Origin of the sequence: Chryseobacterium salviniae, from assembly GCF_035819015.1 — a bacterium.
Taxonomy (GTDB): domain Bacteria; phylum Bacteroidota; class Bacteroidia; order Flavobacteriales; family Weeksellaceae; genus Chryseobacterium; species Chryseobacterium salviniae.
Genome location: NZ_JAYLAA010000018.1, coordinates 189,119 through 214,931 on the forward strand (window position 1 = coordinate 189,119; position 25,813 = coordinate 214,931).

Sequence of the window (25,813 nt, forward strand, 5' to 3'; positions counted from 1 at the left end):
TGTTCATAATGAACGAAGAACAACTATTCCAGCTTATTGCAAAAGCAAAGGAAAAAGACCAGAAGGCCCAGACACGGCTCATCAACATTTTTTGGGTTGATGTTTTCTCTTTTGTAATGAAAAAAGTTCATAATGAAAACGATGCCGATGAAATAACGGTCAATGTTTTTTCAAAAGTGCTGTCCAAGCTGGATATGTATGATCCGCACTTTCAGTTTAAAACCTGGGTGCTTACCATTGCCCAAAATACTATTATTGATTTCTGGAGAAGAAAAAGCAGGGAAAACCAGGATCCTACTGAAAATCTTGAAGAAGTAAAAAATCAATACGCCAAATCTCCGGAAGAACTGATGATCTCTGAAGAAGAGCAGAAGAAAATCATTAAAACCATCGAATCGCTGGATGCCAATTACCAGGACATTATCAGGCTGCGTTTTTTTGAGGAAAAAAGCATCAAGGAAATTGCGGAAGAGCTCGGCATTTCTGTTGCCAATACAAAGGTTCGTGTCATGCGCGCAAAAAAAGTATTGGCCGAATTGTTAAAAAACAATGAATTTGAGGATAATTAATCACTAATAATAAGTCTTACTCTTAACTACAAATAAACTTTCTCCTTTGTTTTCGGAAGAAGAATTTCTATTCGCTCCTTTTGATTTCTGTTCTGAAGATTAAGTTTTATCCCTTTTTTTATAACTGTTTCTTTCCTGGAATCTCCATATTCTTTCCTGTTTTCAACCTCTTTTTCAAAAATCAGTTTACCTGTTGATAGATTAAAATCAACATCAATCCAGTATTCTTCAGGCTTTCCGCTGTTGGAAGAATAACCGATCAGTTCAAAATGTCCGTCCTGAAACCGGTATTTATCCGTATAGCCCCATTTCCAGCTGCTTCCGCCGGCTTGGGTAATCATTAAAATTCCGTTTTTAATTTCGGTACTCTGGTAAGGATCGCCCATCATTCCGCCTTCACTGCTTTTCAGAATAGCATTTCTGGATTTTTCAAGAACCTTCCACTTTTCATTTGCTTTTTTCAATATCTGTATTTCACGGATATTTCCATAATCCGCGGTGTCTTTGGTATTGTAAATCATTACTTTTTCAGGAATAAGATCTCCATCCAAATCTCCGTCAACGGTTTCAATAAGTGTTGCGCCATCCGGCTGAAATTCTTTTTGAGCGAAGCAAAGTATATTCAGTAGAACTGTTAGAATACATAAGGTGGATTTCATGAGATGATATTTATCCTAAAAATACGAAATTATGTGTTTCATCAATATACGTCTTTGATGGTTTCGATAAAAAAATCACTAACTTTGAACCTTCAATTGAGATAGAGATGGAGGATTTAATTCAAAATACAACCGTTCAAAAACCAAAATGGATCCGTGTAAAACTTCCTACCGGTAAGAATTACAGAGAACTGAGAACTTTGGTTGATAAATATAAATTAAATACAATCTGCCAAAGCGGAAGCTGCCCGAATATGGGCGAATGTTGGGGAGAAGGTACGGCAACCTTCATGATTCTGGGAAATATCTGTACAAGAAGCTGCGGATTTTGCGGAGTGAAAACCGGAAAGCCCCTTGATGTAAACTGGGACGAACCTGAAAAAGTGGCCCGCTCCATCAAATTAATGAAGATCAAACATGCTGTGCTTACTTCCGTAGATCGTGACGATCTGAAAGATATGGGATCCATCCTTTGGGCAGAAACGGTAAATGCCGTAAGAAGAATTTCTCCGGGAACTACGATGGAAACGCTGATTCCGGATTTTCAGGGAATCACAAAACATATTGACCGCCTGGTTGATGTAGCTCCTGAAGTGATTTCCCACAATATGGAAACGGTAAAGCGTCTTACCAGAGAAGTAAGAATCCAGGCAAAATATGAAAGAAGCCTTGAAGTACTGAGATATCTGAAAGAAGCCGGCCAGCGAAGAACCAAAACCGGAGTAATGCTCGGTTTGGGAGAAACGAAAGATGAGGTTTTCCAGACCATTGAAGACATCAGAAATGCCAATGTAGACGTTATTACCTTAGGACAATATCTGCAGCCGACCAAAAAGCATCTTCCTGTAAAAAAATTCATTACCCCGGAAGAGTTTGATGAGTTTGCAGATTTTGCAAGAAGCTTAGGATTCAGGCATGTGGAAAGCTCACCTCTGGTGAGAAGTTCTTATCACGCAGAAAAACATATTCATTAAAACATATCGCTTCAGTTTTGAAGCGATTTCTTTTGAAATATAACCCAATTTTGAGCAATAAATATATATTTTTCACTACTAAAGCTGAACTACAGGTAAATTAAAAGTTTTACCTGAAATGATTACAATTTATTCCGAATCAATTGTATTCTTATAATAAAATCATATTTAGTTTTTGATATAGAAAAGTTAATATAGAATAGCTTTATGTCATTTTGGTTAAAGCATAAATGATTATTTGTTCCGAATTTTGCACTTTAAAGAATATAATGAAGATAGATAAAAAAATAATACCTCTTGCCATTGGAGGATTGGGGATCGGAACGACAGAATTTACCATTATGGGACTGCTTCCTGATATGGCAGAAAGTTTACAGATCAGTATTCCGGAAGCAGGACACCTCATCTCTGCGTATGCATTTGGAGTAGTGGTTGGCGCGCCGGTTCTCATCGGATATTCGGTGAAATTTTCTCCTAAGAAAGTACTGATGGCGCTGATGATGATTTTTACCTTATTCAATGCTCTTTCAGCAATGGCGCCTGATTATACCACAATGATGATCATTCGTTTTCTTTCTGGACTTCCTCACGGAGCGTTTTTCGGAGTGGGAACAGTGGTTGCAGCGAGAATGGCGGCAAAAGGGAAGGAAGCATTTAATATCTCCCTGATGTTCACTGGACTTACCGTGGCCAATCTTGCTATGGTTCCTCTCGTAACGTATATCGGGCATACTTTCCACTGGCGATGGTATTTTGCAATCGTTTCGGTAATTGGTTTGCTCGCTTTGCTGTTTCTGAAATTATGGCTCCCGGATGTGAAGCCTGACAAAGAAACCCATTTTATGGAAGAACTAAAATTTCTTAAGAAAAGACAGGCATGGCTGGTTTTAATGATTACTGCAATAGGTTTTGGCGGACTGTTTACCTGGTTCAGTTATATAACACCGCTTATGACGATTGTGTCAGGGGTACAGCAAAGTTACATGGCCTACGTCATGATTCTTGCCGGAGCCGGAATGGTAGTCGGAAATCTTGTCGGAGGATATTTATCCGACAGGCTCAGCCCGGAAAAAACATGCTCTTTGCTTTTGTTTTTAATGATGATCTCCCTGGCCGGCGTATTCTTTTTGTCAGAATATCGTAATGTATCGCTTACGCTTACTTTTATTTGCGGGGCATTATCGATGTCTGTAGCAGCACCGATTAATATAATGATGATGAAAGCCGCACCGAAAAGCGAAATGATGGCAGCAGCATTTATGCAGGCCGCATTTAATATTGCTAATGCGATGGGAGCTTTTCTTGGAGGAATTCCTTTGGAAAAAGGGTATGCCTTCAATTATCCTTCGCTGGTAGGAGTAGGAATGACATTGATTGGACTGATTATCAGCATACGCTACAAGTATTTATACGCTTCCGGTGAAGAGGTTGAAAAAGTAGTAGAATGTGTTACCTGTGAAAAATAAAATAGGCTGTCTCGTTTTGAGGCAGCCTTAATTTTTAAAATCATTTTAGAATTTAAATACACAACCGCAAACGCTCATTTTCCCTTCTACAACAGTTGTCCATTGTCCGTTCCATGTTCCTCCGTAAGATGCGCAGATAGCCGGACATACCGCTTTAGCATCATCATCGCTCCAGATTGGCCCGGCCAGAACGTCTAAAGTGTATTCTGAACTACCGGTAGGCTGAGTATTCAGTTCTACCTCAATTACGCTCATCTGACCCTCAACAATAGTGCTCCATTGTCCGGTAAATTTTCCTAAATGTGCAGCGGCAATTCGCTCACCTAATTTTTGTGCCTCGTCATTGCTCCAAAGTGGTCCTGCAATGATGTTAATTTTGAATGTTGACATAAGTTAAAAGTTTTAGTTGTTTAACATTACAAATTTAGTCACTTAAAAGAGAAATAAATTGCGTAGAATGTATGAATTTGAAAATTAGGTATTTATACTTATAAAGTGGTAGTAGAGCAATAAAAAAGACCATCTGTAAAGACGGTCTCTCTTGTTTTTATAAAAGCTGATCACGCTTCTACTTCATTACCGTTTTTGCACCAGTAAAGAGCATTGTAAAGGTTTCCTTTAGGGAAAGATTTAAACTCTCCCGGCATGAGTACACTGAAAATATCCGTGAAATTCTGTACGCCTTCTTTGTCTGTAACAATTGCGGTTCTGTTCCACTTTGTTAAGTTTTTTAATCCTAAAAGCGCATCCTGCAGCCAGGCTCCCATAGTAAAATTATCAAGATCCGTGTCCAGATATAATAAATAGTTCAGTTCATTAAACTGATCTACCTTTTGCTTTACTCTAGGGATTACCAGGTTTTCAAAATCTTCTTTCGTTACTTCTCCCGTTGCATTGAAAGCCGCAACATTCTCCGGAGCTTCTGGAATAATCGTTATCATATTGTAATATTTATTGTGGTTTAGTTTTAGGTTGATAACAAAAAGTAAACCATTATTTAATATTGGGTTAATAAAAGCTTTAGTTGTTCTCGATTTGATGTAAATTTTTATTACACAATATTCCTGACAATATTTAATCTTTTAAATCAATCATTTAATTTTCAAGAGTTTGTGCCTAAGGTGGAGGTTTTTGTTTTCCGGCGGCGAAGCCGCCGGAAAACAAAAAACCTTCGGCAACTAGTTGCCGAAGGTTCACACAGAATATACTGTGACTTCCAGTATATCTTCACACCTTATAAAATATGATTTCAGGATATTAGTTTTTTATCACTTAAAATATATTGTCTATAAAAGGCTTTCATGCAGTTTCCTCCATGCAGATTAACCTTATCAAAATATCTGAATCTGAAGATATATAAAAATTTAATTTACAGACTGTATCCGTTTTTCTTGGCCAGTTCAAGCACTGAACTTTCAATGGCTTTTCCAAGATCGTCGGCATCAGAATTTCCGCGTTTTTTCATTTCTTCATCTATAAATGTCTGGCGTTTTTTTGAAAGCTCTTCAATTTCTCTCTGGATTTTATCACGCTCAGCAGACTTTTGGGCAACAGCTTTTTTTATTTCTTCCTTACTTTTACCTTTTAATTCTGCCGGAAGCTCAGATTCGTTCATTTCCGATATAAAATCTTTATCTTTTTCCGCACGGTCTACGAGATCCCAATGATCATTTTTGTAAGCATTTTTCTTGGATTTTGCAACCGTTCTTTCCACTGCATTAGACACAGACTGTACTTCCGCATTTTTATCCTGAAGCATTTGCTTGGTTTTAAACTCCGAACCGTGGCTTCCGTAATACATGTAGGTGTCATTCAGTTTTGCATTGCATTCGGAGATTTTTACATCATAAGGGGTTTCAATATAAATCACTTTCTGGTCACTGTCAATGTTGAAATATTTGCCGTCTCCCAGCGATGCGCCGTTTTGCCAGAAAGTACGGATTCCTTCATCCCGGCTTCCGCAAAAAATGGTGTTGGTATAAATATTTTTCCTTTTGGCATCCGAAATCACATTTTTATAGCTGATTCTTCCCTGGTCGAAAGGTTCGTTTCCGGCAATATAGATCAGCTTCATGCTTTTCTCATTGCTGTCCCAGTTTAAGTTCATCGATGCATCCCGGATTACCGCTCCGCAATATTCATTTCCGCCATTGGTTCTCAGGGCAAAAAGCTTTTCAGAAACCAGATCCAGGTCCTGTGTAAGAGGAGTGACCTGCCGGATATAGTTTTCATCGCTGATTCCATCATTTCCGTATTCATATAAGGCAATCTCAACTTCCGGTGCTTTTCCGTTGTACTTTAAAGTAGTCAGGGTATTCACAATATTCCAAAGTCTTGATTTTGCCTGGTCAATCAGTCCGTCCATGCTGTTGGAGGTATCCAGAAGAAGAGCTACCTGAATTTTATTTTCCTTAGCTGTGATTTTTGTTGAAGGTTCAATTATAGCAAAATTTTCAGTTGGAGAAACGTTTCTGCCTTTGCTGCACATTAAGTTTTTCTCAGCGCTTTGGGTACTCAGAAGAGCCAAAGTTCCTATCGTCAGTGTTAAAATCTTAAAAGTTGTCATGATGTATGTTTTAAAGGATTTCGTATTTTGTTTTGATGCTGTATTTCAGCTTAATGTTATCAATATTTTCGAATGAATAATCAACATTGGCATCGGCAGCTTCCAGTTGGATATTCGCAGTCTTCGCTCTGAAATTCATCGGCAAGACTGTATCGCTGGTATAATCTTCAATTTCCACGATCTCAAGAGGATTCCCGGTTCTTTTGCCCATACTTTCCAACAGGTAATCTGCTTTTTCTTTGGCTGCTTTCAGAGCGTTTATTTTTACCGTTTTTCTGTAATCGGCAATTTTTGTATTCCTGATTTCGTCAATATTGATGCTGGTAATCCATCTTTGGCTGAGGTTTTCAAACAGATTTCCCATATCGGTTTTTTTAGTTACTTTAAACTGAAGGTTCTTGGTGAAAATTTTAGTTTTGGAATAGATATTCTGGTACATCGATTTGAATTTAATGTCTTCGTTTTTTACTCCATTGTTTTTAAGAATTTCAAATAATTGTTTCTCATTGTCGGCAAGCTGGTTTTTATTGTCGCCTTTAATGCCGATGTTGAATAGAATTTCATCCGGTTCCACTTCCATTTCTGCAATTCCTGTTACTTCAATAAAATTTTTCTTTGTTTCCTGTGCGTTGATCAGACCTCCTATCAAGAATAATCCGATTAGTAAAAAATGTCTCAGTTTCATAATTTCTTTTTTTAATTTTAAACTTCTGAAGTAAAATTACAGAGGATTATAACCTGAAATCTGGAGACTTGGTGAAATGAAGGTTTGACTTGGTGAGTTTTGAAAATTATTTAAATGAATGACTAAAATCTTAGCCCCGATTGAAACAACATCCTTTTTGGTTGCGGCTGGAGCGGAGCGGAAGCCGTAACCAAAAAGATACAGTGGAAAGCGGGATTAAGCTTCAAACAAAAAAACAGTTCTGAAAAAGAACTGCTTATTTGTTGGTCAGGATGATTGATTTTCCGTTTTTGGTGACGAGCTTTTTTACCTCGGAAAAAAGTTTGGTGTGGATGATGAGTTCGTCATCATTCTCTGAAATGGTATAAGTTTCGGAAGTTGCAAGCGCATCGTTGATATCATGTTCGAAAAGCTTGGTAGAACCAGACTGATCCACCGAGTAAAAATCTACTTTGTAATCATGAAGTCCGGTCTGGTAAAATTTGTACACGATTTTTTCATTGAGATCGCTGGAAATGATCTTGGTTTCAATGAAATTGCTTTGTTCAAGAAACGAACAGCTCTGTAAGAATAATACAGGCAAAAGAAAAAAGTAAAGCTGTTTTTTCATAGTTATGTTTGGTTTTAGCAAATGTAAGAAATGCTAAATGGTTGATTGTTAACAGAATTTCAATTAATATTAAGGTTTTGTATCAGGTAAATATCTAAGTTTGTTGCATAAACCTGCCCTAAAAATTTCAAAAGCCAAACTTGGTAAACATCACACTTCACTTGGTGAATAGTTTTTGCCACACTATATATATGTATATCTTTGTTTTATGAAAATGATGAAGCTTTTTGTGCTCTTTTTAATATTGGCTTTCTGGGATACAGCGTATTCCCAGAGTAAAGTCGTGGAAGATGTTCAGGTGCAGAGCAAAAAGCTGAAGAAAGCCGTTGATAGAAAGGATGAATCGGCACAGGCAGATTCTTATTACAATATCGGCGAGACTTTTTTCAACGACGGAAACTTTCAGAAAAGCGAGGAGTATTACACCAAAGCCAAAAATATCTACGAAAGACTAAATGATAAGCCGAATATTGAAAAAGCCAGCCGGAAATTAGCGCAATCTCAGGAAAAGCAGAATAAAATCACTCCGGCCATCAGCAATTACAGCCGGGCTGCAGAAGTGGCGCCCTCGAAAAGCCGTACACTTAATACCAATGATGTGGTAAGACTTTCCGTCAACTCTGCCGAAGCAAAGGAAGAGGCGATTCAAAACAATATTCAGCTTAACGAAAAAGAAAATGATAAAGGAGATCTTGCAGAAAGTTACAGCCAGATGGCGGATGTGAATATTCAACAGAATGATATTCCGAAAGCGGAAGCCAATCTTAAAAATGCCTATAAAATTTCTAAAAAAGAAGCGCCGCAGCAGGCATTGGAAATCAACCAGAAGCTAACGGATTTTTATGTTGAAAATAAAAATTATGATAAAGCCATTGAAGCTAAAAAGACCATTTTAAAGGAGGATTTCGTTAAAGAAAATTCTAAAAAAGAAGTGGAGCAGATTCAGGAGCTTGCAGACATTTATATTAAAAAAGATGATATCGGGGAAGCCATCAGCCTGTTAAAAAAATCGTACGGAATCGCTCTGGAAAAAGGACATACGCTGGAAGCCCAGAAAAGTGTAAAAAAACTCGACAGCCTCTACAATGTTTCCGAAAATACCAATGCTTCGGTACAATTGTACCGCGATTTTTTAGGAAAGCTGCCGGATCTCGTGGCAAAAGATAAAAGCCTCGTCGATGAGAAAATTCTGGAAGACACAGAACAAAGAATTACCCAGCTGGAGAAAGAAAAACAGCTGAAAGATGAACTCATCCGCAAAAAAAACGTATTCAATTACAGTTTAATCGGAGTTTTGTTTGTTTTAACCGCACTCATCATCTTTATCTTCAGAACCCTGAAAAAAGTTCAGGTAAAAAATAAAAAAATTGCACTGCAGTCGCTGCGCCGTGAAATGAATCCGCATTTTATTTTTAACAGCTTAAATTCGGTCAATCATTTCATTGCGACCAATAACGAGCTGGAGGCCAACCAATATTTAACCAAGTTCTCAAAGCTGATGCGCGGTGTCATGGAAAATTCCACCGAAGATTTCATTCCGTTTCAGCAGGAGCTGGATCTGCTGCAAAATTATCTTGCCCTGGAAAAAACACGTTTCGCAGATAAATTCGATTATGAAATTGAAGTGGATGAAAGCCTCAATACCCAAAGCCTGAAAGTTCCCGGAATGCTGGTGCAGCCTTTTCTTGAAAATGCGATCTGGCACGGACTTCGGTACAGAACCACAAAAGGATTTTTAAAATTACATTTTGAAAAAGAAAATCAATATTTAAAAATTACCATTGAAGACAACGGAATCGGGATCGAAGAAAGCAAAAAACAAAAAACGGAACATCAGAAAGCAAGAAAAGGCCGCGGAATGAAAAATACCCTGGAAAGAATTGCTCTCCTGAACGACCTTTACCACCAGGAAATTGAGTGCAACATTACAGATAAGCAAAATGCACAGGGTGTTTTTGTGGAAATCAGATATAAATTGGTAAACCAATGAAAATAAAAGCCGCCATCGTAGACGATGAAGTCATCGCAAGAGAAGTGTTGAGGAATTACCTCACCAAATATTGTCCGCAGGTAGAGATTTTAGGTGAAGCGGAAAATATCAAAGAAGCCGTTCCGCTGATTGCCGAAAAGCAGCCGCAACTCGTTTTCCTGGATGTCGAAATGCCATTCGGAAATGCCTTTGACGTGTTGGAAGCAACGAAAGAATTTTCGTATGAAACCATTTTCATTACCGCTTTTTCACAGTATTCGCTTCAGGCGCTCAACAAATCGGCGAGTTATTATATTTTAAAGCCCATCGACATTCAGGAACTGATTTTGGCGGTCAACAAAGTAGCGGAAAGCATTGAGAAAAAAGAAGATTTCAACCGGAACAAAATTCTCCTTGAAAACTTAAAGTTAAAACCCGAAAAACAGCAGCTGATTCTCCCAACGTTACAGGGATTTGATGTGGTAAAAACAGAAGATATTGTAAGACTGCAGGCAGACGGAAATTTCACGCAGGTGTATCTTACAGATGGTTCCAAAAAAATGGTGTGCCGATTCCTGAAACATTTTGATGACCTGCTGGAGCATCCTTTTGTAAGGGTTCACCGTTCCCATATCATCAATATTAACTTTGTGAAATCTTATCACAAAAGCGGAACTGCAACACTGTCTGACAGTACAGAAATTGAAATTTCCGGAAGTTTTAAAGATAATTTCCTGAAAGTTTTTTCTTAATTTTTTGGGCAGCTTTTTCCACCTTCCGCTCCGCTTTTTTGTTTCACAAAAAGAGCTCCGCTCAAGTCGGGCTGCAATGATCTATGTCATAAGTACAATTTCAGGTAGTTTTTTAGGCATTTGACTTTAATGATTATATAAGCAAGCCGTAAAATTGATTATAATAAACCGTTATGCATTTTCCAGATACCGCCAAGTGAATGATAATTAAATATTTGTCTTTATTTATTAAATGAAATGCCATTGTTTATCTTAAACAAATAAAGATTTATTAAAAAAAAATTGTCTTTCCGGGCAATAAAAAAGCGCAAGGTTATACAAAAAATTATAAAAAAATTCTGATTATAAAGCTAAACAAAGCCGTTTCACTTATTTTCGAAAACAATAATTCAAAATGCACAACGGGTGTTGTTTATAGTAAAAGTTAGAAAACTCTATAGAGTTTTAATCTGTGTAAAAGTTATTTTCGCAGTAAGCTTGGCGTTCCGTAGGAACGCTATCTTAGAACATTTGTCGAATTACGGAATAGCAATACTACTTATTAATTGATGGGATTTATTCTTATCTCTACGCAAATTTTACTTCTAAAAGAGCAAAACTTTTTTACTCTAAAAAAATTAATTAAAAGCGTTTCAAAAAAGAAAGTATTCCCTTGTTTTTTCCTTGCGATAAAATAATTTATTTGAAAATCAACGCTTTAAAATATTGCTTGTCCCGACTTCACATTAAAAAACAAAAATATTCATCAATTTCAGGCATTATTTTTGAAGAATTAAGATACCACAAAAAATCTATTATGAAGACTTTTCAGAAAATTGCCATCCCGGTTTCTCTGGGCGTTTTAGGGCTTCTTATTCTAAATTCATGCTCCGTGGGAATTCCGAAAGGTGCAACTGCAGTTCAGAATTTCAATACCGACCGATATCTTGGAACATGGTATGAAATCGCCCGTTTCGATTATAAATTTGAAAAAAATATGGACAACGTAACGGCTACTTATTCCAAAAATCCAGACGGAACCATAAAGGTAGATAATAAAGGCTACAACTACGTAAAAAAAGAATGGAAACAGTCCGTAGGAGAAGCCCGGTTTGTAAATAAAGAAACGGAAGCGCGCTTAAAAGTTTCGTTCTTTAAACCGATCTGGTCTGGTTATAACGTAGTAGATATTGATGATGATTACCAATATGCATTAGTGATGGGAAACAGTTTAAAATACATCTGGATTCTTTCCCGAACCAAAGAACTTCCGGAAAGCATCAGGCAGCGATTTCTGGAAAAAGCAAAAAAGGTAGGATATAATACCGATGAACTTATCTGGGTTAAGCACAACTAATTATGATATGCTTTAAAATGCAAACCTCACAGGTTTTCAAAACCTGTGAGGTTTTTTAATTAGTTCAGATTTTTATACTCTTTCCACTCCTCAAAACGGTAATCAATAATCTGCTTCATCAGATCGTAGTTTTCATAGGTGTCTTCAATATGATAGAATGTTTCATATTCATAATCATTTTCTTCTGCTTTGGTATCAAAAAGATTCACATAATCATCGGCGAATGAGCTGAACCGGTTTCCGAAATCCGTCTCATCCTTATAATAGTCCTGTGCAAAAGCATTTCCTATAGGATTCAGATCATGTTCTGAGAACTTTCCATCCATCACATCCATGATAAATTCCGCACCGGTAATTTCACGGCGTTTCAGCTTTTTAATTTCTTCGGTCGCACCCTCTTTCAGTTCATGAGAAATAAGATCATTATGGATACACCAGTTCAGGAACATTCCGGTGTGGGTGGCACCATTTTTCTCAGAAAGTTGTTCAGGGAAATCGCCACCGTAATGCCACGAAGCGTCATCATATTTTGACATACTTTTAATTATAGTTTAAAACAATTTCGTCCAAAAATAGAAAAAATCAATTTATATTGCCGGAAACAGAGAATTTTCCGTCATTTGTGTAGAATTTTCTTCTACAATTATTATATGAAAAATGCCGTTTTGATTACCATTGGTGACGAAATCCTTTCCGGAAACACCGTAGATACCAATTCTAATTTCATAGCCACCGAACTTAAAAATATAGGGATTAAAGTTTCTCAGATTCTCACCATTTCGGATGAAATTGAAACCATTAAAAAAGCCATTGATTCTGCTTTTCAGATAGGAGATCTTGTTATCACCACAGGAGGTTTGGGGCCGACACGGGATGATAAAACCAAGAAGGCTATTGCAGAATACTTTAATGACGAAATTGCACTGGATGAGGTAACTTTTAACCATTTAAAAGCATATATGGAAAGACGGGGCCGACTGGAAATCCTTGAAAGAAACCGCGAACAGGCTTTTGTTCCTTCTAAATCCACGGTTTTCCAGAACCATTACGGAACAGCGCCCTGCATGATGATGGAAGAAAACGGCAAACTGCTGTTCAGCCTTCCTGGCGTTCCTTATGAAGTAAAACCATTAATCAAAGACCAGATTGTACCGTATCTGCATGAAAAATTCAGCCTGAATTATATTACCACAAGAATTGTTTCTGTAGTAGGCATTCCTGAAAGTATTTTAGCAGATATCATAGAAAGCTGGGAACTGGCTTTACCTGAAAACTTAGCGTTGTCTTATCTTCCGGTCGGGACAAGAGTAAAATTACGCCTGACTGCCACCGGAGAAAATGAACCATTTCTTAAACAACAACTGGAAGAAGAAATTCAGAAATTGCTGCCATTAATTAAAGACAACGTCATTGCTACTTCCGAAGATAAAATAGAAAAAATTCTTGCCGAAATTTTAACCGAAAGAAAACTTACACTTTCAACAGCAGAAAGCTGTACCGGCGGAGAATTGGCAAAAATGATCACTTCGGTTTCAGGAAGTTCAGCGTATTTTCTTGGTGGAATTGTTCCTTATGCTACAAAGAAAAAGATGGAAATTTTAAAGGTTAAAAAAGAAACGGTAGAAGAATTTACAGTAGTCAGCGAGCAGGTTGCTCATGAAATGGCAGAAGGATGTCAGAAATTATTTAATACGGATATTGCTTTATCAACAACCGGTGTAGCAGGTCCGGGAAAAGGCGAAGACGGAAAAGAAGTGGGAACCGTTTTTTATACCATACGAGTTGGAGATCAGGCTGCTACCTCAAAATTATACTTGCCTCACCTTGAAAGGCTTGACTTCATGCATTTTGTTTCCCAGAAAATCATTCAGGATCTTGTAGCAATTTTAATTTCGGATGAAAATAAGCTGTTAAAGCAAAACAGCACTATTAAAAAATAGTAAATTTTTAAGTAACAAAATGTAAATAAAATATACTTATTGTATAAATTGTAATTATAATGAAAAAATTAACGCTTTCCCTGCTTTTATTAGGAGGAATTTGTTCGCAAATGGTGAACGCTCAGGCGACCGATAAAGGGTTAGACCTTACCCTGATGGATAAATCAGTACGTCCTCAGGATGATTTTTATAACTACGTAAGCGGAACATGGATGAAAACCGCTAAAATCCCTTCCGATAAACCAACATGGGGAAGTTTCAACAAGCTGGCGGAAGATACCGACAATAATTCAATGACGATTCTGAATTCTCTTTTGAAAGATAAGTTTGCAGATGGTACCGAAGGTAAAAAAATCCAGGATCTGTATGCAACGTATATGAATATGCAGAAGAGAAATGCAGACGGAATCAAGCCAATCCAGGCAAATATTAACAAAATCGACGCTATTAAAAATCTTAAAGATCTTCAGAATTATTTGACTTCTGTAACCAAAGACGGCGAAAACACATTCTACGGATGGGGAGTGGATGCAGATCTGAAAGATTCTAAAATGAACGCCGTTTATTTAGGAAATGCATCACTTGGATTAGGCAGAGATTATTATCAGAAAGTGAATGACAAAAACACGGAAGCTATTGCAGAATACACAAAATATGTAGCTTCTATGCTGAAAGAACTAGGATACAAAAATGCTGATGCAGCTGCAAAAGGTATTGTAGAGTACGAAAAAAGCATAGCTCAAACCTATCTTACCAACGAGCAGAGCCGTGACAATACATTACAGTACAACCCAAGAACAATGGCTGAATTGAAGACATTGGTAAAAGGGGTTGATCTTCCTGCTTATCTTAAAGCGGTGGGCGTAAATACGGACAAAGTAATCATCGGAGAAATCGGTTATTATAAAGATTTCGATAAATTGGTAAATGAGAAAAACCTTCCTGTAATAAAGGATTATCTTAAATTTCACATGATCAACGGAAGCGCTTCTTATTTAAGCGAAAAGCTGGGAGACATGAGATTTGCTTTCTATGGTAAATACTTAAGAGGTCAGCAGGAACAAAGAGCTTTGAACAAAAGAGGTTACGAGCTGATCAATGGAACCTTGGGAGAAGCTTTCGGAAAATTATATGTTGACAAATATTTCCCTGCGGAAGCTAAAGCTCAGATGGTTGAATTAATCGATTATCTGAAGAAAAGCTTTGCCGTACACATCAATAATTTAACGTGGATGTCTTCCACAACCAAGGAAAAGGCAATGCAGAAGCTAAATAAATTTACGGTAAAAGTTGCGTATCCGGATAAATGGAAAGACTACTCTAAATTAAATATCGTTTCGGAAGCAAAAGGAGGAAACCTATACTCAAACCTTCAGAATATCACAGAATGGCAGTACAATAAAGATTTAGCTAAAATCGGAAAGCCGGTTGATAAATCAGAATGGGGAATGACACCGCAGACAGTGAACGCTTATTACAACCCTGTAAACAACGAAATCGTGTTCCCTGCAGCCATTCTTCAGCCGCCTTTCTTCAATGCTAAAGCAGATGCAGCCGTTAATTTCGGGGGAATTGGTGCGGTAATCGGACACGAAATGAGCCACGGATTTGATGATTCAGGAGCACAGTTTGATGCAGACGGAAACCTTGTAGACTGGTGGACGCCGGAAGATAAAGCGAATTTCGAAAAAGCGACTAAAGCACTTGCCGCACAGTATGACAAATACGAGCCGGTAAAAGGAACTTTTGTAAACGGAACCTTTACCAATGGTGAAAATATCGCCGATTTAGGTGGAGTAAATATCGCTTACGATGCATTGCAAATGTATCTGAAAGACAAAGGAAATCCCGGTCTAATCAGCGGTTTCACACAGGATCAGAGATTCTTCCTGAGCTGGGCAACCGTTTGGAGAACATTATCCAGCGAAAAATACATGATCAATCAGGTAAAAACAGATCCGCACTCTCCTGGATACTTCAGAAGTTTCGGTCCTCTTACCAACGTTGATGCGTTCTACAAAGCGTTCGATGTGAAAGAAGGAGATAAACTTTACAAAAAACCGGAAGACAGAATCAAAATCTGGTAATAGAAGAAAACATTCAAAATAGAAACCGTTCAGCAATGAGCGGTTTTTTTATTAAAAGATCTCTCTCTTCTCACATCTCACATTTTACTTCTCACCAACTTTAAGTTTCCAACCATAAATAGTTATGAATAAAGTTTGTATATTTGGTAAGTTTGTGTACAATCAAAAAATATTTTCAATGAAAAAGCTAAATATCGCAATACTTGCCTTTTCCGGGCTTGTATTTTTAAATTCGTGTGGTACGGCTAAAACTGCGGATATTCAGAAACCCGAAACGGTGAAAGAAGTTGCTGCAGAACCGGCAAAAAAAGAGGAAATAAAAGAAGAAGGAATCAATTTATCGTATATGGATCAATCGGTACGTCCGCAGGATGATTTTTTTAGCTACGTAAACGGAAACTGGGTGAAAACCACTCAGATTCCTTCAGATAAAGCGAGCTGGGGATCTTTCAATGCACTCAGGGAAAATGTAGATGATGCTTCTTTAGATATTTTAAATAAAATCTTGGCAGAATCTTATCCCGCAGGTACCGAAGGACAGAAAATACAGAATCTATATGCTTCTTTTATGGACACCGATAAAAGAAATGCGGAAGGACTGGCTCCCATTAAAGGTGACCTGGCTAAAATTGATGCCATCAAAAACCTCAATGACCTTCAGGCATATCTTATTGAAGCGACAAAGCTTGGCGATAATTCATTCTACGGCTGGAGAGTGGGCGCAGACATGAAGAATTCTAAAATAAATGTCGTATATCTTGGCGGCCCGGATCTCGGTCTGGGAAGAGATTATTACCAGAAAATAAACGAGTCCAATACTAAAACTCTCGCAGAATACCAGTCTTATGTAGGGAAGCTCTTCGGGGTTTTAGGATATAGAAATTCCGAAGGAGCAGCGAAAAATGTAGTTGATTTTGAAAAACAGCTGGCTAATTATTTGCTGACGCTGGAACAAAATAGGGATGCCAACCTGAGATACAATCCGAAAAACGTTTCCGAGCTTCCGGCTTTGGTTAAAAATGTAAATCTTCAGGCCTATCTAAAAAATGCAGGTGTTAATACGGACAGGGTTATTATCGGTGAACTGAAGTATTACCAGAATATGGATTCTTTCATTACCCAGAAAAATCTTCCTTTATTAAAAGATTATTTGAAATATCATCTAATCAATGGAAATGCCAGCAATCTGGACGAAAATCTGGAACAGATCAGGTTTGATTTCTATTCAAAATACCTTCAGGGGCAGAAAGAACAGCGTCCGATGAACAAGCGCGGACTTTCCCTGGTGAACGGAGTTTTGGGTGAAGCCTTCGGGAAGCTGTATGTTGAGAAATATTTCACCCCGGAATCCAAAGCACAGATGGAAACGTATATTGATTATATCTTGAAATCCTTCAAGCAGCACATCAATGATATGGACTGGATGTCTCCGGCTACAAAAGTAAAAGCCCAGGAAAAACTTTCTAAATTCACGGTTAAAATTGCATATCCCGACAAATGGAAAGATTACTCACAATTGAAGGTGGAATCTCCGAAATCAGGTGCAACATTGTATTCAAACCTTCAGAATGTTTCTGCATGGCAATACCAGAGAAACCTTGATAAGATAGGAAAACCGGTTGATAAAACAGAATGGGGAATGTCTCCTCAGACAGTAAACGCTTATTACAGCGGTTCCAACAACGAAATCGTTTTCCCGGCAGCAATTCTTCAGCCTCCTTTCTATAACCCTAAAGCAGATCCGGCAGTAAACTTCGGAGGAATCGGTGCGGTAATCGGGCACGAAATTTCTCATGGATTCGACGACAGCGGCTCGAGATTCGACGGCGACGGAAACCTTAATAACTGGTGGACGGATGAAGACCGTAAAAACTTTGATGCTAAAGTAGCCCAGTTGGCAGCCCAGTACAGTGCTTACGAACCGGTAAAAGGAAGCTTTGTAAACGGTAAATTTACAAGCGGCGAAAATATCGGAGATCTTGGTGGGGTAGCAGTTGCTTACGACGCGCTTCAGATGTATCTCAAAGATCATGGAAATCCGGGACCAATCAGCGGCTTCACGCAGGATCAGAGATTCTTTATGAGCTGGGCAACAGTGTGGAGAACAAAATCTACCGATCAGTATATGATTAATCAGGTAAAAACAGATCCGCATTCTCCTGGTGTTTTCAGGGCATTTGGTCCGTTGGTAAACCAGGATGCATTCATTAAAGCATTTGATATCAAGCCGGGCGACAAAATGTATAAAGCTCCGGAAGAAAGAATAAAAATTTGGTAAACAGCCAAAAATTGTTAGAAAAGAGAAACGTATCAGAAATGATGCGTTTTTTTATTTATTTTTTCATAGCTTAGTAATATCGTAAATGTTGATTTTTGATTAATATTTAATTGTTTAAGTTAAATATTAAAGAAAATTCTTAACAAAATTTTGTATGTTACAGTTTTTTTTTAAATTTAAACATTGGATTGGTCAGTTATTTGATGCTGATAAATACGATTCACACCAAAATAAGAAATCTCAAAATAACAATAATATGGCAATGTTTAATTATGGCGTTGGCGGAAACGAAGTGAAAGTGGATGCCAATGAAGCTATCCAAAACATACAGGAGAATAAATCATTGATTGTGAGCCAGCTTACTTCGGATGAACCTTATGTTCCTGAAATTGTAACAGGATTAAAGACGGTGGAAGACGTCTTCAGGCATTTCCAGCCTTCTGTAAGCGTTCAGCACGAGACGGAAGACGGCACTGTGGTAGAAGAAGAATTCCGTTTTCAGAATCTTGCAGACTTTACCCCCAAAAACCTTACCCAGAAATCAGCATACCTCCAGCAACTAAGTATGGAGCAGGAACAATATAATAAAATTGTACGCCAGCTGAAAACCAATAAAATTCTGCGTAATATGCTGGAAAACGATCAGACCAGAGCTGCGTTTATTGAGGTATTGAAGGAAGTAGCACAGGAACTTGAAAAATAATCTAAAGACTTTACACGTATCATGGATAGTAAATTACAGGCAGCTGAAAACCAACAACAGGGGCAGCAGCAACATGCAGGTCAGCCGAAAGGTAACCCGCTTGCCGAACTTAATAAAATAGGAGGTTTTGGTTTTGTAGAATCCGTTGTAGACGGTATCGCCAACATGAATCCCACCAGAAAAGCAAGGAAAGAAATATTCCTTACCGATAGCAATAAAGAAGAAGAACGAAAAGAGCTTCTTCAGAAAATAAACCTATGGGTAAATCTTCTTGAAAGCAATGAATCTGCAGATAAAATGGCTGAAACCTGCAAATCAAGAGCGCTGTCTGCAGATCAGAGTTTAAAATCAAACTTAAAGAATACACTGGATGCCGTACGCCAACTGGAAACAAATTATAGAACGGTAGCCCAGTTTTACAAAAATACGGAGCTTGATAAAGTGGATAACGTAAGCATCGTGAATGCCAGCTTAGACCAGGTTTCGGATCTTGATAACCCTTTGTTTATTGATGCTATTGCAGAAGAATTCAAGAATTATTATGACCGTCTTGATCTTCGTGATAATTATTCAATTTTAGCAATTCCCGGATATTTGGGATCTAATAAAGTCATTGAAAAATGGGCAAAAATCTGTAATGAAAATAAAGTAATGATGGTTACCGATTTTGCCAATCTCGACAAACCGGATGATGTTGTAGATTTGTTCCATTCTGCAAATCTTACCGGAGGGGAACTTCACAGAAGTAATGTCATCATGACGTGTAATTGGCTGGTTGGCCGTGGAAAAGCCGAAGAAGTAGGAGAGGAGGAAAACGTAGAGCTTCCGCCTTCAACTTCACTTGCCGGAAAAATCCACAAAACCCTGATGTCCCAGGTAGCAGCCGGAAAAAAACACGGAAATATCAATGAAGTGGACGCCGTAAAATTTGAATTGAAAAAAAGCGAGATTTCACAGCTTGAAAAAATGGGTCTTGTGCCGATGGTTAATGAATACGGTAAAATCATGGCGTTCTCTGCAAAAACCTTGTTTACCGGTGACAATATCGGGTTACAGACTTATTCTGTAGTTCGTGTATTCGACTATGTAACCAAAGTATTGCTGGATTTCTTAAACAGAAGAGCTTTTGAAAACTGGAATGCCAAAAATGAAGATGATCTGAGAAGACAGATTGTTCAGTTTTTGGATAATATCAAAGGTCCGGACAAATTAATCGAAAAGTTTAAGATCGTTCGTTTTGAGCAGGATCGTGTTAATAAAGACAGAGTTTGGCTGGATATCCGCCTCACACCGTATTTCCCTACGAAAAGTTTTGTAATCAAGCTGGATGGGCATAAAGGAGACGACGGAAACGAATGGGATGCAGAATATACCCAGGAATAAAAGATATAAATCTATATAATAAACCGATGCTTGTTCATCGGTTTTTTTCTATCAAATCATTAAAATATTTTTATTATGAAGGGCAGATTATTAATTTTTTTGCCATTAATTTTTTTCGTTTTCAGCTGTGAAGAGAAACATATTCAACGCAAACAGGCAGTTGATCTTTTTGCAGATGAAAGGCAGGAAGGAAAAGCATACGTCATGAAACCCCAGGAATGTTTTGACGGAAGCGATTTGGTGATTTCTTCAGGAAATGTAAAGTTGGTGGATCAGTCTTCCGGCCGAGGAAAATCTATTTTTATTTACAGAATTACTTCAGGAGAGGTGCTTAAAACAACAAGAGATTCAATAGTGAATTATCCCTTTCAGTTTCTATCTGATCAAAAGCTGATGTTTAGCAAAGATTCTTTATCATACATTTATCTTAAAAAACTGGAAGGCTACCGCTTTATCGCAAAAGAAATGAAGCTGAAATATCAGTGGCTTAAGGCTGCTCCCGTATATTCAGCAGAACAGGAAAATTAAATTATCTTTGTATGACGAATTCAGAACTAACAGGTTTTAAAGACCTGTTAGATTTTGATATGATTATCAAATAATGAAGACGAATTTTGGAAAAATCAGATAAATCAGACTTTAAATATATCGGCAACAAACTTTTGAGCTGGTACGAAAAAAACGCCAGGGATTTGCCTTTCCGGCAGACAAAAGATCCGTATAAAATATGGATCTGCGAAATTGTTTTTCAGCAGACGAGAATTAACCAGGGACTTAACCATTACAATAATTTTATTGAAAGATTTCCGGATGTAAAAACGCTTTCGGAAGCCGATGAAAATGATGTTTTGCTGTACTGGAAAGGCTTGGGTTATTATTCAAGAGCCATTAACGTCCATAAAGCAGCCCAACAGATCATAAATGATTATCACGGAATTTTTCCAAATAAATACGAAGAAATCCTGAAGCTGAAAGGAGTCGGAAAATACACGGCAGCCGCAGTTTCAAGCATCTGTTTCAATGAAAGAATTCCGGCGGTGGATGGTAATTTTTACCGTGTCCTGAGCCGGATTTTTGCAGATGGTTTTGATATTTCCAATTCAAAAGCTTTTAATTATTTTTCTGAACTGGCACATTTAATCTTACCCGAAAATGTAGGAGATTTTAATCAGGCCATGATGGATCTGGGCTCGGAAATCTGTAAGCCAAAAAATCCCCTGTGCGGAGAATGTCCTTTAAATCAGGACTGTATCGCCTTTTTAACCAATACAATTTCGCAATTTCCCATTAAAACAAAAAAGGCAAAATCGGTGGGGCTTGAACTTAAATATTATTTCGTACACAGGAACGGAGAGTTTTTAATTCAGCAAAGAAAAGACGATTTTATCTGGAAAAAATTATATGAATTCCCACCGAAAATTTCTGAGGAATTAATTCCTTTTATTAAAAGTGTAAAGACGGTGAATCACAAGCTGACGCACAAAAATCTCAGCATTGAAATCTATAATGTCGAAGTAGATTCCGAAGACGCCTGGAAACATTTTATTGCCGAAAATAACTTTATTATCAGTGATTATGAAAGTTCTCATCAAAAGTCTTTCCCTAAACCACTGGAAAATTACCTCGGAAATTATCATATGGCGTACAGAATTTTATAGCTGAATATAAATCCTGTCATTTTATCCTTCGGTTACGACGGCATCGCGTTGTCCGTCTTCCTCTTTTCCTTCTTCTATCATTTTTTCCGCATCAGCCTTTTCATCTTTTGTCGCATGGTCAATTCGTTCTTCCTGCTTTTCATCCTGATCGTGGTCTAGGAAAAACTCGCAGTACACCGGAAGATGGTCGGAGCCGAAACTTTCAAGAGTTTTCAGATCTTCAATAAAGATTTCTTCACTGTGGAACATCAAATCAATCGGAAATCTCAGCAGACGGTATTTTGCATGAAAAGTTGAGACAAACGAACGCCCGATTCTCGGATCGATGAGGTGGCTTGTTTTTCTGAACAGAATAGAGGATTTTGACCAGGCAACATTGTTGAAATCACCAACAACAATAACCGGTTTTTTTATTTCCCGTATTCTTTTGGCGGTGCTCAATAAATCACCATCCCGTTCTTTGGAAGTCTCTTCTTCGGTTGGACTTGGTGGCGGCGGGTGAACCCCGAAAAACACAAATGAAAATCCGTCATTGGTTTTTAAATGAGCTTCAATGCTGGGAATATCATCTGCCACAAAATAATGCGTTTGAGAATTTTCAACTTTAATTTTTGAATAGAAATGCATCCCGTAAGTGTTTTCCAGCGTTACTTTGTGCTGGTACGGATAATCTTTTTCCAAAGGCTTCAGCGCTTGTTCCCAATCGGCGTTGCTTTCCATGGTGAGAAACATGTCAGGCTTATATTTTTCAACCAGTTGGATAAAGCGGTGATATTCTTTATTAAACTGGTACACATTGGCGGAGATAAAATGCAGCTTTTCTGAAGACTGATATTTTTGCGTATACTTTTTAACAGGATACAAAGGAGTATATTTAATGAGAATAATACTGTGATGGATCAGCATAACCAATAAAAGCCCCTGATAATACCAAAAATATTCAGATTTCCCAGGAGTTATAAAACCAAGAATGATGGTGAGAAATATGAATATTGTGATCTGTATTTTACCGAATTCCGGAACACGGAAGATCCAATGAGAATGTTGAATTTTTGGCAGTATGGTTAGAATCAACAATAATACCGTAAGAATCAGATAGGCTGTCCACATATATTAAAATAATTCTATAAATTTAATTTATTTTTTATTATTGCTCAAATGAATTTATCTTTAAAGCATATTGTTAACAACAATTAAAACCATTCCAAATATACTGTTGTATCATGAATAAAATTTTTGCATTATTATTTCTTTCGGCAGGTTTCTGTTCTGGTCAAAAACAGGAAATAGAAAAGCCGGTATGGACGTTATTTACCGCCATGAAAAATGCAGACGCTGAGCTGCTGAAATCCGTTTTTTCTGAAACAGCGGTTCTGCAGACCATTACCAAAGATGGCGTGAAAAGTGAAAATATCAATGATTTTATAGCCTCGGTTGCAAAGATGCAGAAAAATGATCTTGATGAAAGAATCATGATTGAAGCTATTCATACTGATGGAAACCTTGCCAGCGTTTTTACGCCGTATTCTTTTTATTTTAAAGGTAAATTTTCTCATTGCGGAGCCAACAGCTTTCAGCTGGTGAAACAAAATGGGGAATGGAAAATTCAGTATTTGATTGATACCAGAAGGAAAGATAACTGTAAGGAAATCAAATAATTGTTACATGAAAATCCATCATATCGCCATCATCTGTTCAGATTATGAAGTTTCAAAAAAATTTTATACTGAAGTTTTAGGGTTAAAGATCATCCGTGAAGTGTACCGTGAAGAAAGGCAGTCTTTCAAATTGGATCTTGCCATTGGAGACCATTATGTAATCGAGCTTTTCTCGTTTCCCAGTCCTCCGGCCAGGCCTTCCCGTCCTGAAGCATGCGGGTTAAGGCATTTGGCTTTTTCGGTTGAAAATGTAAGAGAAAAGCGGGAAGAATTAATCCGGAAAGGATTGTATTGTGAAGAAATCAGGATTGATGAATTCACCGGAAAAGAATTTTTCTTCACCCAGGATCCGGATCAGTTGCCTCTTGAATTCTATGAAATGTAAAAATTTACCATGAAAAAATATGTAATCTTCTTAGGGCTGCTAATGAAAGTTCACTATACTGCACAAATTGTCAATGAACCCAAAAATCATCCGAAAGAATGGTCACAGCCTTATGAGCCGTTCCGTATTGCCGGAAATCTCTATTATGTGGGAACGTACGATCTCGCTTCTTATCTTATTGTGACGGGTAAAGGAAATATCATTATTAACACGGGATTGGCAGATTCACTTCCTATTATCAAAAAAAATATTCAGAAATTGGGTTTTAAATATCAGGACACCAAAATTTTATTGCTTACTCAGGCACATTACGATCATCTTGGTGCCATGGCAGACCTTAAAAAAGAAACGGGAGCAAAACTATACGTTGATGCCGCAGATGCCGAAGTGCTGAAAAGCGGTGGAAAAACAGATTACGAAATGGGAAAATATGGAGTTACGTTCAAACCTGTCACTCCGGATTATAATGTAAAAGATAAAGACATTGTAAAACTAGGTAGCACTACACTTACCATGCTCCATCATCCAGGCCATACAAAAGGTTCATGCAGCTTTGTTTTTGAAACCAAAGATCATAAAAGAAATTACAGGGTTTTAATTGCCAATATGCCGACTATTATCATTGATAAAAAATTCTCTGAAGTTGCTGCTTATGCCAATATTGAAAAAGATTACCAATACACATTAAACGAAATGAAAAAGGTGGATTTTGATATATGGGTAGCTTCGCACGCAGGCCAGTTCGATCTTCATCAAAAACATAAACCAAAAGATCCATACAATCCGGAAGCATTTATGAATAAGAAAGACTATTTTGATCAGCTTGATGAGCTGGAGAAAGATTATCTCGAAAAAAAATCCGAAGACCTTAATGGGCGTAACCCGTAATGAAGCTGACTGCCATAATTGCCAGAACAATGGAAGAAATGACTACATACACGTAATCTTTCTCTTTTAAATACCCGATGAGCGCAAAAATAATTCTCATTAAAGGCGTAAAGATAAGGAGCAGGATTCCCAGCTGAATGATGGCCATTCCTTCCCCTTTGCAAAGAGAATTCCAGAAATGTCCCCATACTTTCTCCGAAGAGCTTCCCATATCAAGAAAAGTATATTTTTTAGGCATTTTAAAACCCTCCGTAAAAAGCTTTATAAATCCAATCAATGACGTAATAACAGAAAGAATGACGCCCAGTCTCAGCAAATTTCCAACCGAACGGTTCAGATCTACATCCGTGAAGTTCTTTTTCATTATCTGAAGCTTTTATTAATACCGTTGTACATCATATATACAGAAAGGATGGTAATGACAATCGCAAAAAACACCTTTAATTTTTTTGTTTTGGAAACCATTAATGTTTTAGAGCCGATAAAGCTGCCTACGACAACCCCGATCAGAACCGGAGCTACAATTACCGGAACGATTTCACCTCTCTGAAAATAAATCAAAGCACTTGCAACCGCCGTAACGCCAATCATGAAATTACTCGTAGTAGTGGAAACTTTAAAGGGCAGTTTCATCATATTGTCCATCGCCAGAACTTTCAAAGCACCAGACCCGATTCCTAAAAGCCCGGACATGGCACCGGCGAACATCATCATCAGAAATCCCGGAACCGTATTTCTTGCAGAATAGCTTTTTAAAACACCTTTATCGGGAAAAGTTCCGTACAGTTTCAGCTTCTCTTCAAGGCTTCCTTTGAGTACAGGTTCCTGATGGTCTGGCTTTCCTTTTAAATTTAAAATAACCGTTAAAAGAAGGATGCTTGCAAAAATAATCCCGATGGTATTGGGATTAAGCATTCCGGAAACCAAAGCACCTACGATGGCCCCCGCCGTTGTGGCGATCTCCAGGAACATCCCGATCCTCATATTGGTGAAACCTTCTTTCACAAACGCAACTGCAGCACCGGACGAAGTTCCGATCACGGAAATAAGAGAAGCACCGATGGCGTAATGCATAGGAACGCCGAAACCCAGCGTTAATAAAGGAATAATGATAACTCCTCCTCCCAAGCCGGTCAGCGAACCCAGAAGTCCTGCCGAAATTGCTCCAAGGAAGAGAATAATGATTTCTGACATGCTACAAATATAAAACTATTGCGTTAGTCTGCCAAACGTTTAAAAAAGATAAA

26 protein-coding genes are annotated in these 25,813 nt (G+C 37.8%); 16 read left to right on the forward strand and 10 right to left on the reverse strand.

What is annotated here, in order from left to right; translation table 11 throughout:
• The first annotated feature begins 8 nt into the window (after positions 1-8).
• Entirely contained in the window at positions 9-569 is a 561-nt protein-coding gene (locus SOP96_RS04765) for an RNA polymerase sigma factor (RefSeq protein ID WP_326319902.1), read from the forward strand.
• Positions 570-595: 26 nt separating this feature from the next.
• Here SOP96_RS04765 and SOP96_RS04770 read toward each other — a convergent pair whose 3' ends face one another.
• A complete protein-coding gene (locus SOP96_RS04770; protein ID WP_326319903.1) occupies positions 596-1,228 on the reverse strand; it encodes a hypothetical protein in 633 nt (210 codons plus the stop codon).
• Between the two features lie 107 nt (positions 1,229-1,335).
• Between SOP96_RS04770 and lipA the strand changes: the two genes are divergently transcribed.
• Together lipA and SOP96_RS04780 are read left to right on the forward strand one after the other, a co-directional pair.
• Positions 1,336-2,202 (forward strand): lipoyl synthase, encoded by an 867-nt coding sequence (gene lipA / locus SOP96_RS04775; protein ID WP_326319904.1) that lies wholly within the window; start codon positions 1,336-1,338, stop codon positions 2,200-2,202.
• 269 nt (positions 2,203-2,471) lie between these two features.
• Entirely contained in the window at positions 2,472-3,668 is a 1,197-nt protein-coding gene (locus tag SOP96_RS04780; RefSeq protein ID WP_326319905.1) for an MFS transporter, read from the forward strand.
• A 45-nt stretch (positions 3,669-3,713) separates the two neighbouring features.
• Here SOP96_RS04780 and SOP96_RS04785 read toward each other — a convergent pair whose 3' ends face one another.
• From SOP96_RS04785 to SOP96_RS04805, 5 genes are all read right to left on the reverse strand, one after another.
• Positions 3,714-4,058, reverse strand: a complete 345-nt coding sequence (locus tag SOP96_RS04785; RefSeq protein ID WP_326319906.1) for a mannan-binding lectin — start codon at positions 4,056-4,058, stop codon at positions 3,714-3,716.
• Positions 4,059-4,228: 170 nt separating this feature from the next.
• Positions 4,229-4,609 carry a SpoIIAA family protein gene (locus SOP96_RS04790; protein ID WP_029296622.1) on the reverse strand — a complete coding sequence of 127 codons (381 nt, stop codon included), beginning with the start codon at positions 4,607-4,609 and terminating at the stop codon, positions 4,229-4,231.
• 428 nt (positions 4,610-5,037) lie between these two features.
• The gene (locus SOP96_RS04795; protein WP_326319907.1) at positions 5,038-6,234 is read right to left on the reverse strand and encodes a VWA domain-containing protein; all 1,197 of its coding nucleotides are present in this window, start codon (positions 6,232-6,234) and stop codon (positions 5,038-5,040) included.
• 10 nt (positions 6,235-6,244) lie between these two features.
• The gene (locus SOP96_RS04800; protein ID WP_326319908.1) at positions 6,245-6,919 is read right to left on the reverse strand and encodes an SIMPL domain-containing protein; all 675 of its coding nucleotides are present in this window, start codon (positions 6,917-6,919) and stop codon (positions 6,245-6,247) included.
• A gap of 256 nt (positions 6,920-7,175) precedes the next feature.
• Complete coding sequence (locus SOP96_RS04805; protein ID WP_326319909.1) at positions 7,176-7,529, reverse strand: hypothetical protein; 354 nt, start codon at positions 7,527-7,529, stop codon at positions 7,176-7,178.
• Positions 7,530-7,743: 214 nt separating this feature from the next.
• Between SOP96_RS04805 and SOP96_RS04810 the strand changes: the two genes are divergently transcribed.
• The 3 genes from SOP96_RS04810 to SOP96_RS04820 all read left to right on the forward strand — a co-directional run bounded on the left by SOP96_RS04810 (position 7,744) and on the right by SOP96_RS04820 (position 11,586).
• Positions 7,744-9,519 (forward strand): tetratricopeptide repeat-containing sensor histidine kinase, encoded by a 1,776-nt coding sequence (locus tag SOP96_RS04810; RefSeq protein WP_326319910.1) that lies wholly within the window; start codon positions 7,744-7,746, stop codon positions 9,517-9,519.
• On the forward strand, positions 9,516-10,250 hold the full coding sequence (locus SOP96_RS04815) for a LytR/AlgR family response regulator transcription factor (RefSeq protein WP_326319911.1): 735 nt from the start codon (positions 9,516-9,518) through the stop codon (positions 10,248-10,250). Before SOP96_RS04810 ends, SOP96_RS04815 begins: the two co-directional genes overlap by 4 nt.
• Positions 10,251-11,046: 796 nt before the next feature.
• Positions 11,047-11,586, forward strand: coding sequence for a lipocalin family protein (locus tag SOP96_RS04820; protein ID WP_326319912.1), 540 nt, complete (start codon positions 11,047-11,049; stop codon positions 11,584-11,586).
• A gap of 59 nt (positions 11,587-11,645) precedes the next feature.
• Here the strand turns inward: SOP96_RS04820 and SOP96_RS04825 are convergent, their stop codons facing one another.
• The gene (locus SOP96_RS04825) at positions 11,646-12,122 is read right to left on the reverse strand and encodes a DUF7832 domain-containing protein (protein ID WP_326319913.1); all 477 of its coding nucleotides are present in this window, start codon (positions 12,120-12,122) and stop codon (positions 11,646-11,648) included.
• A 114-nt stretch (positions 12,123-12,236) separates the two neighbouring features.
• Here SOP96_RS04825 and SOP96_RS04830 point away from each other — a divergent pair, with 114 nt between their 5' ends.
• The 7 genes from SOP96_RS04830 (at position 12,237) to mutY (ending at position 21,635) form a co-directional block, all read left to right on the forward strand.
• Positions 12,237-13,526, forward strand: a complete 1,290-nt coding sequence (locus tag SOP96_RS04830) for a CinA family nicotinamide mononucleotide deamidase-related protein (RefSeq protein WP_326319914.1) — start codon at positions 12,237-12,239, stop codon at positions 13,524-13,526.
• A gap of 59 nt (positions 13,527-13,585) precedes the next feature.
• Positions 13,586-15,613, forward strand: a complete 2,028-nt coding sequence (locus SOP96_RS04835) for a M13 family metallopeptidase (RefSeq protein ID WP_326319915.1) — start codon at positions 13,586-13,588, stop codon at positions 15,611-15,613.
• A 178-nt stretch (positions 15,614-15,791) separates the two neighbouring features.
• Positions 15,792-17,891 carry a M13 family metallopeptidase gene (locus SOP96_RS04840; RefSeq protein WP_326319916.1) on the forward strand — a complete coding sequence of 700 codons (2,100 nt, stop codon included), beginning with the start codon at positions 15,792-15,794 and terminating at the stop codon, positions 17,889-17,891.
• Between the two features lie 256 nt (positions 17,892-18,147).
• The gene (locus tag SOP96_RS04845; RefSeq protein ID WP_326319917.1) at positions 18,148-18,594 is read left to right on the forward strand and encodes a hypothetical protein; all 447 of its coding nucleotides are present in this window, start codon (positions 18,148-18,150) and stop codon (positions 18,592-18,594) included.
• A 21-nt stretch (positions 18,595-18,615) separates the two neighbouring features.
• Positions 18,616-19,977 carry a DUF5458 family protein gene (locus SOP96_RS04850; RefSeq protein WP_326319918.1) on the forward strand — a complete coding sequence of 454 codons (1,362 nt, stop codon included), beginning with the start codon at positions 18,616-18,618 and terminating at the stop codon, positions 19,975-19,977.
• A gap of 75 nt (positions 19,978-20,052) precedes the next feature.
• A complete protein-coding gene (locus SOP96_RS04855) occupies positions 20,053-20,505 on the forward strand; it encodes a hypothetical protein (protein ID WP_326319919.1) in 453 nt (150 codons plus the stop codon).
• An 83-nt stretch (positions 20,506-20,588) separates the two neighbouring features.
• On the forward strand, positions 20,589-21,635 hold the full coding sequence (gene mutY, locus SOP96_RS04860; protein ID WP_411911977.1) for an A/G-specific adenine glycosylase: 1,047 nt from the start codon (positions 20,589-20,591) through the stop codon (positions 21,633-21,635).
• Between the two features lie 21 nt (positions 21,636-21,656).
• Here the strand turns inward: mutY and SOP96_RS04865 are convergent, their stop codons facing one another.
• Entirely contained in the window at positions 21,657-22,745 is a 1,089-nt protein-coding gene (locus SOP96_RS04865) for an endonuclease/exonuclease/phosphatase family protein (protein ID WP_326319921.1), read from the reverse strand.
• Positions 22,746-22,858: 113 nt separating this feature from the next.
• Between SOP96_RS04865 and SOP96_RS04870 the strand changes: the two genes are divergently transcribed.
• The 3 genes from SOP96_RS04870 to bla are packed head-to-tail and all read left to right on the forward strand — an operon-like array spanning position 22,859 to position 24,566.
• Positions 22,859-23,293 carry a nuclear transport factor 2 family protein gene (locus SOP96_RS04870; protein ID WP_326319922.1) on the forward strand — a complete coding sequence of 145 codons (435 nt, stop codon included), beginning with the start codon at positions 22,859-22,861 and terminating at the stop codon, positions 23,291-23,293.
• 7 nt (positions 23,294-23,300) lie between these two features.
• Positions 23,301-23,678 carry an SMU1112c/YaeR family gloxylase I-like metalloprotein gene (gene gloA2, locus SOP96_RS04875; protein WP_326319923.1) on the forward strand — a complete coding sequence of 126 codons (378 nt, stop codon included), beginning with the start codon at positions 23,301-23,303 and terminating at the stop codon, positions 23,676-23,678.
• A 9-nt stretch (positions 23,679-23,687) separates the two neighbouring features.
• Positions 23,688-24,566, forward strand: coding sequence for a subclass B3 metallo-beta-lactamase (gene bla / locus SOP96_RS04880; RefSeq protein ID WP_326319924.1), 879 nt, complete (start codon positions 23,688-23,690; stop codon positions 24,564-24,566).
• Here the strand turns inward: bla and SOP96_RS04885 are convergent.
• On the reverse strand, positions 24,547-24,930 hold the full coding sequence (locus SOP96_RS04885) for a DUF1634 domain-containing protein (protein ID WP_326319925.1): 384 nt from the start codon (positions 24,928-24,930) through the stop codon (positions 24,547-24,549). The genes bla and SOP96_RS04885 overlap by 20 nt on opposite strands.
• Positions 24,930-25,760 (reverse strand): sulfite exporter TauE/SafE family protein, encoded by an 831-nt coding sequence (locus SOP96_RS04890; RefSeq protein WP_326319926.1) that lies wholly within the window; start codon positions 25,758-25,760, stop codon positions 24,930-24,932. The genes SOP96_RS04885 and SOP96_RS04890 overlap by 1 nt, the downstream gene beginning before the upstream one ends.
• Positions 25,761-25,813: the final 53 nt, after the last annotated feature.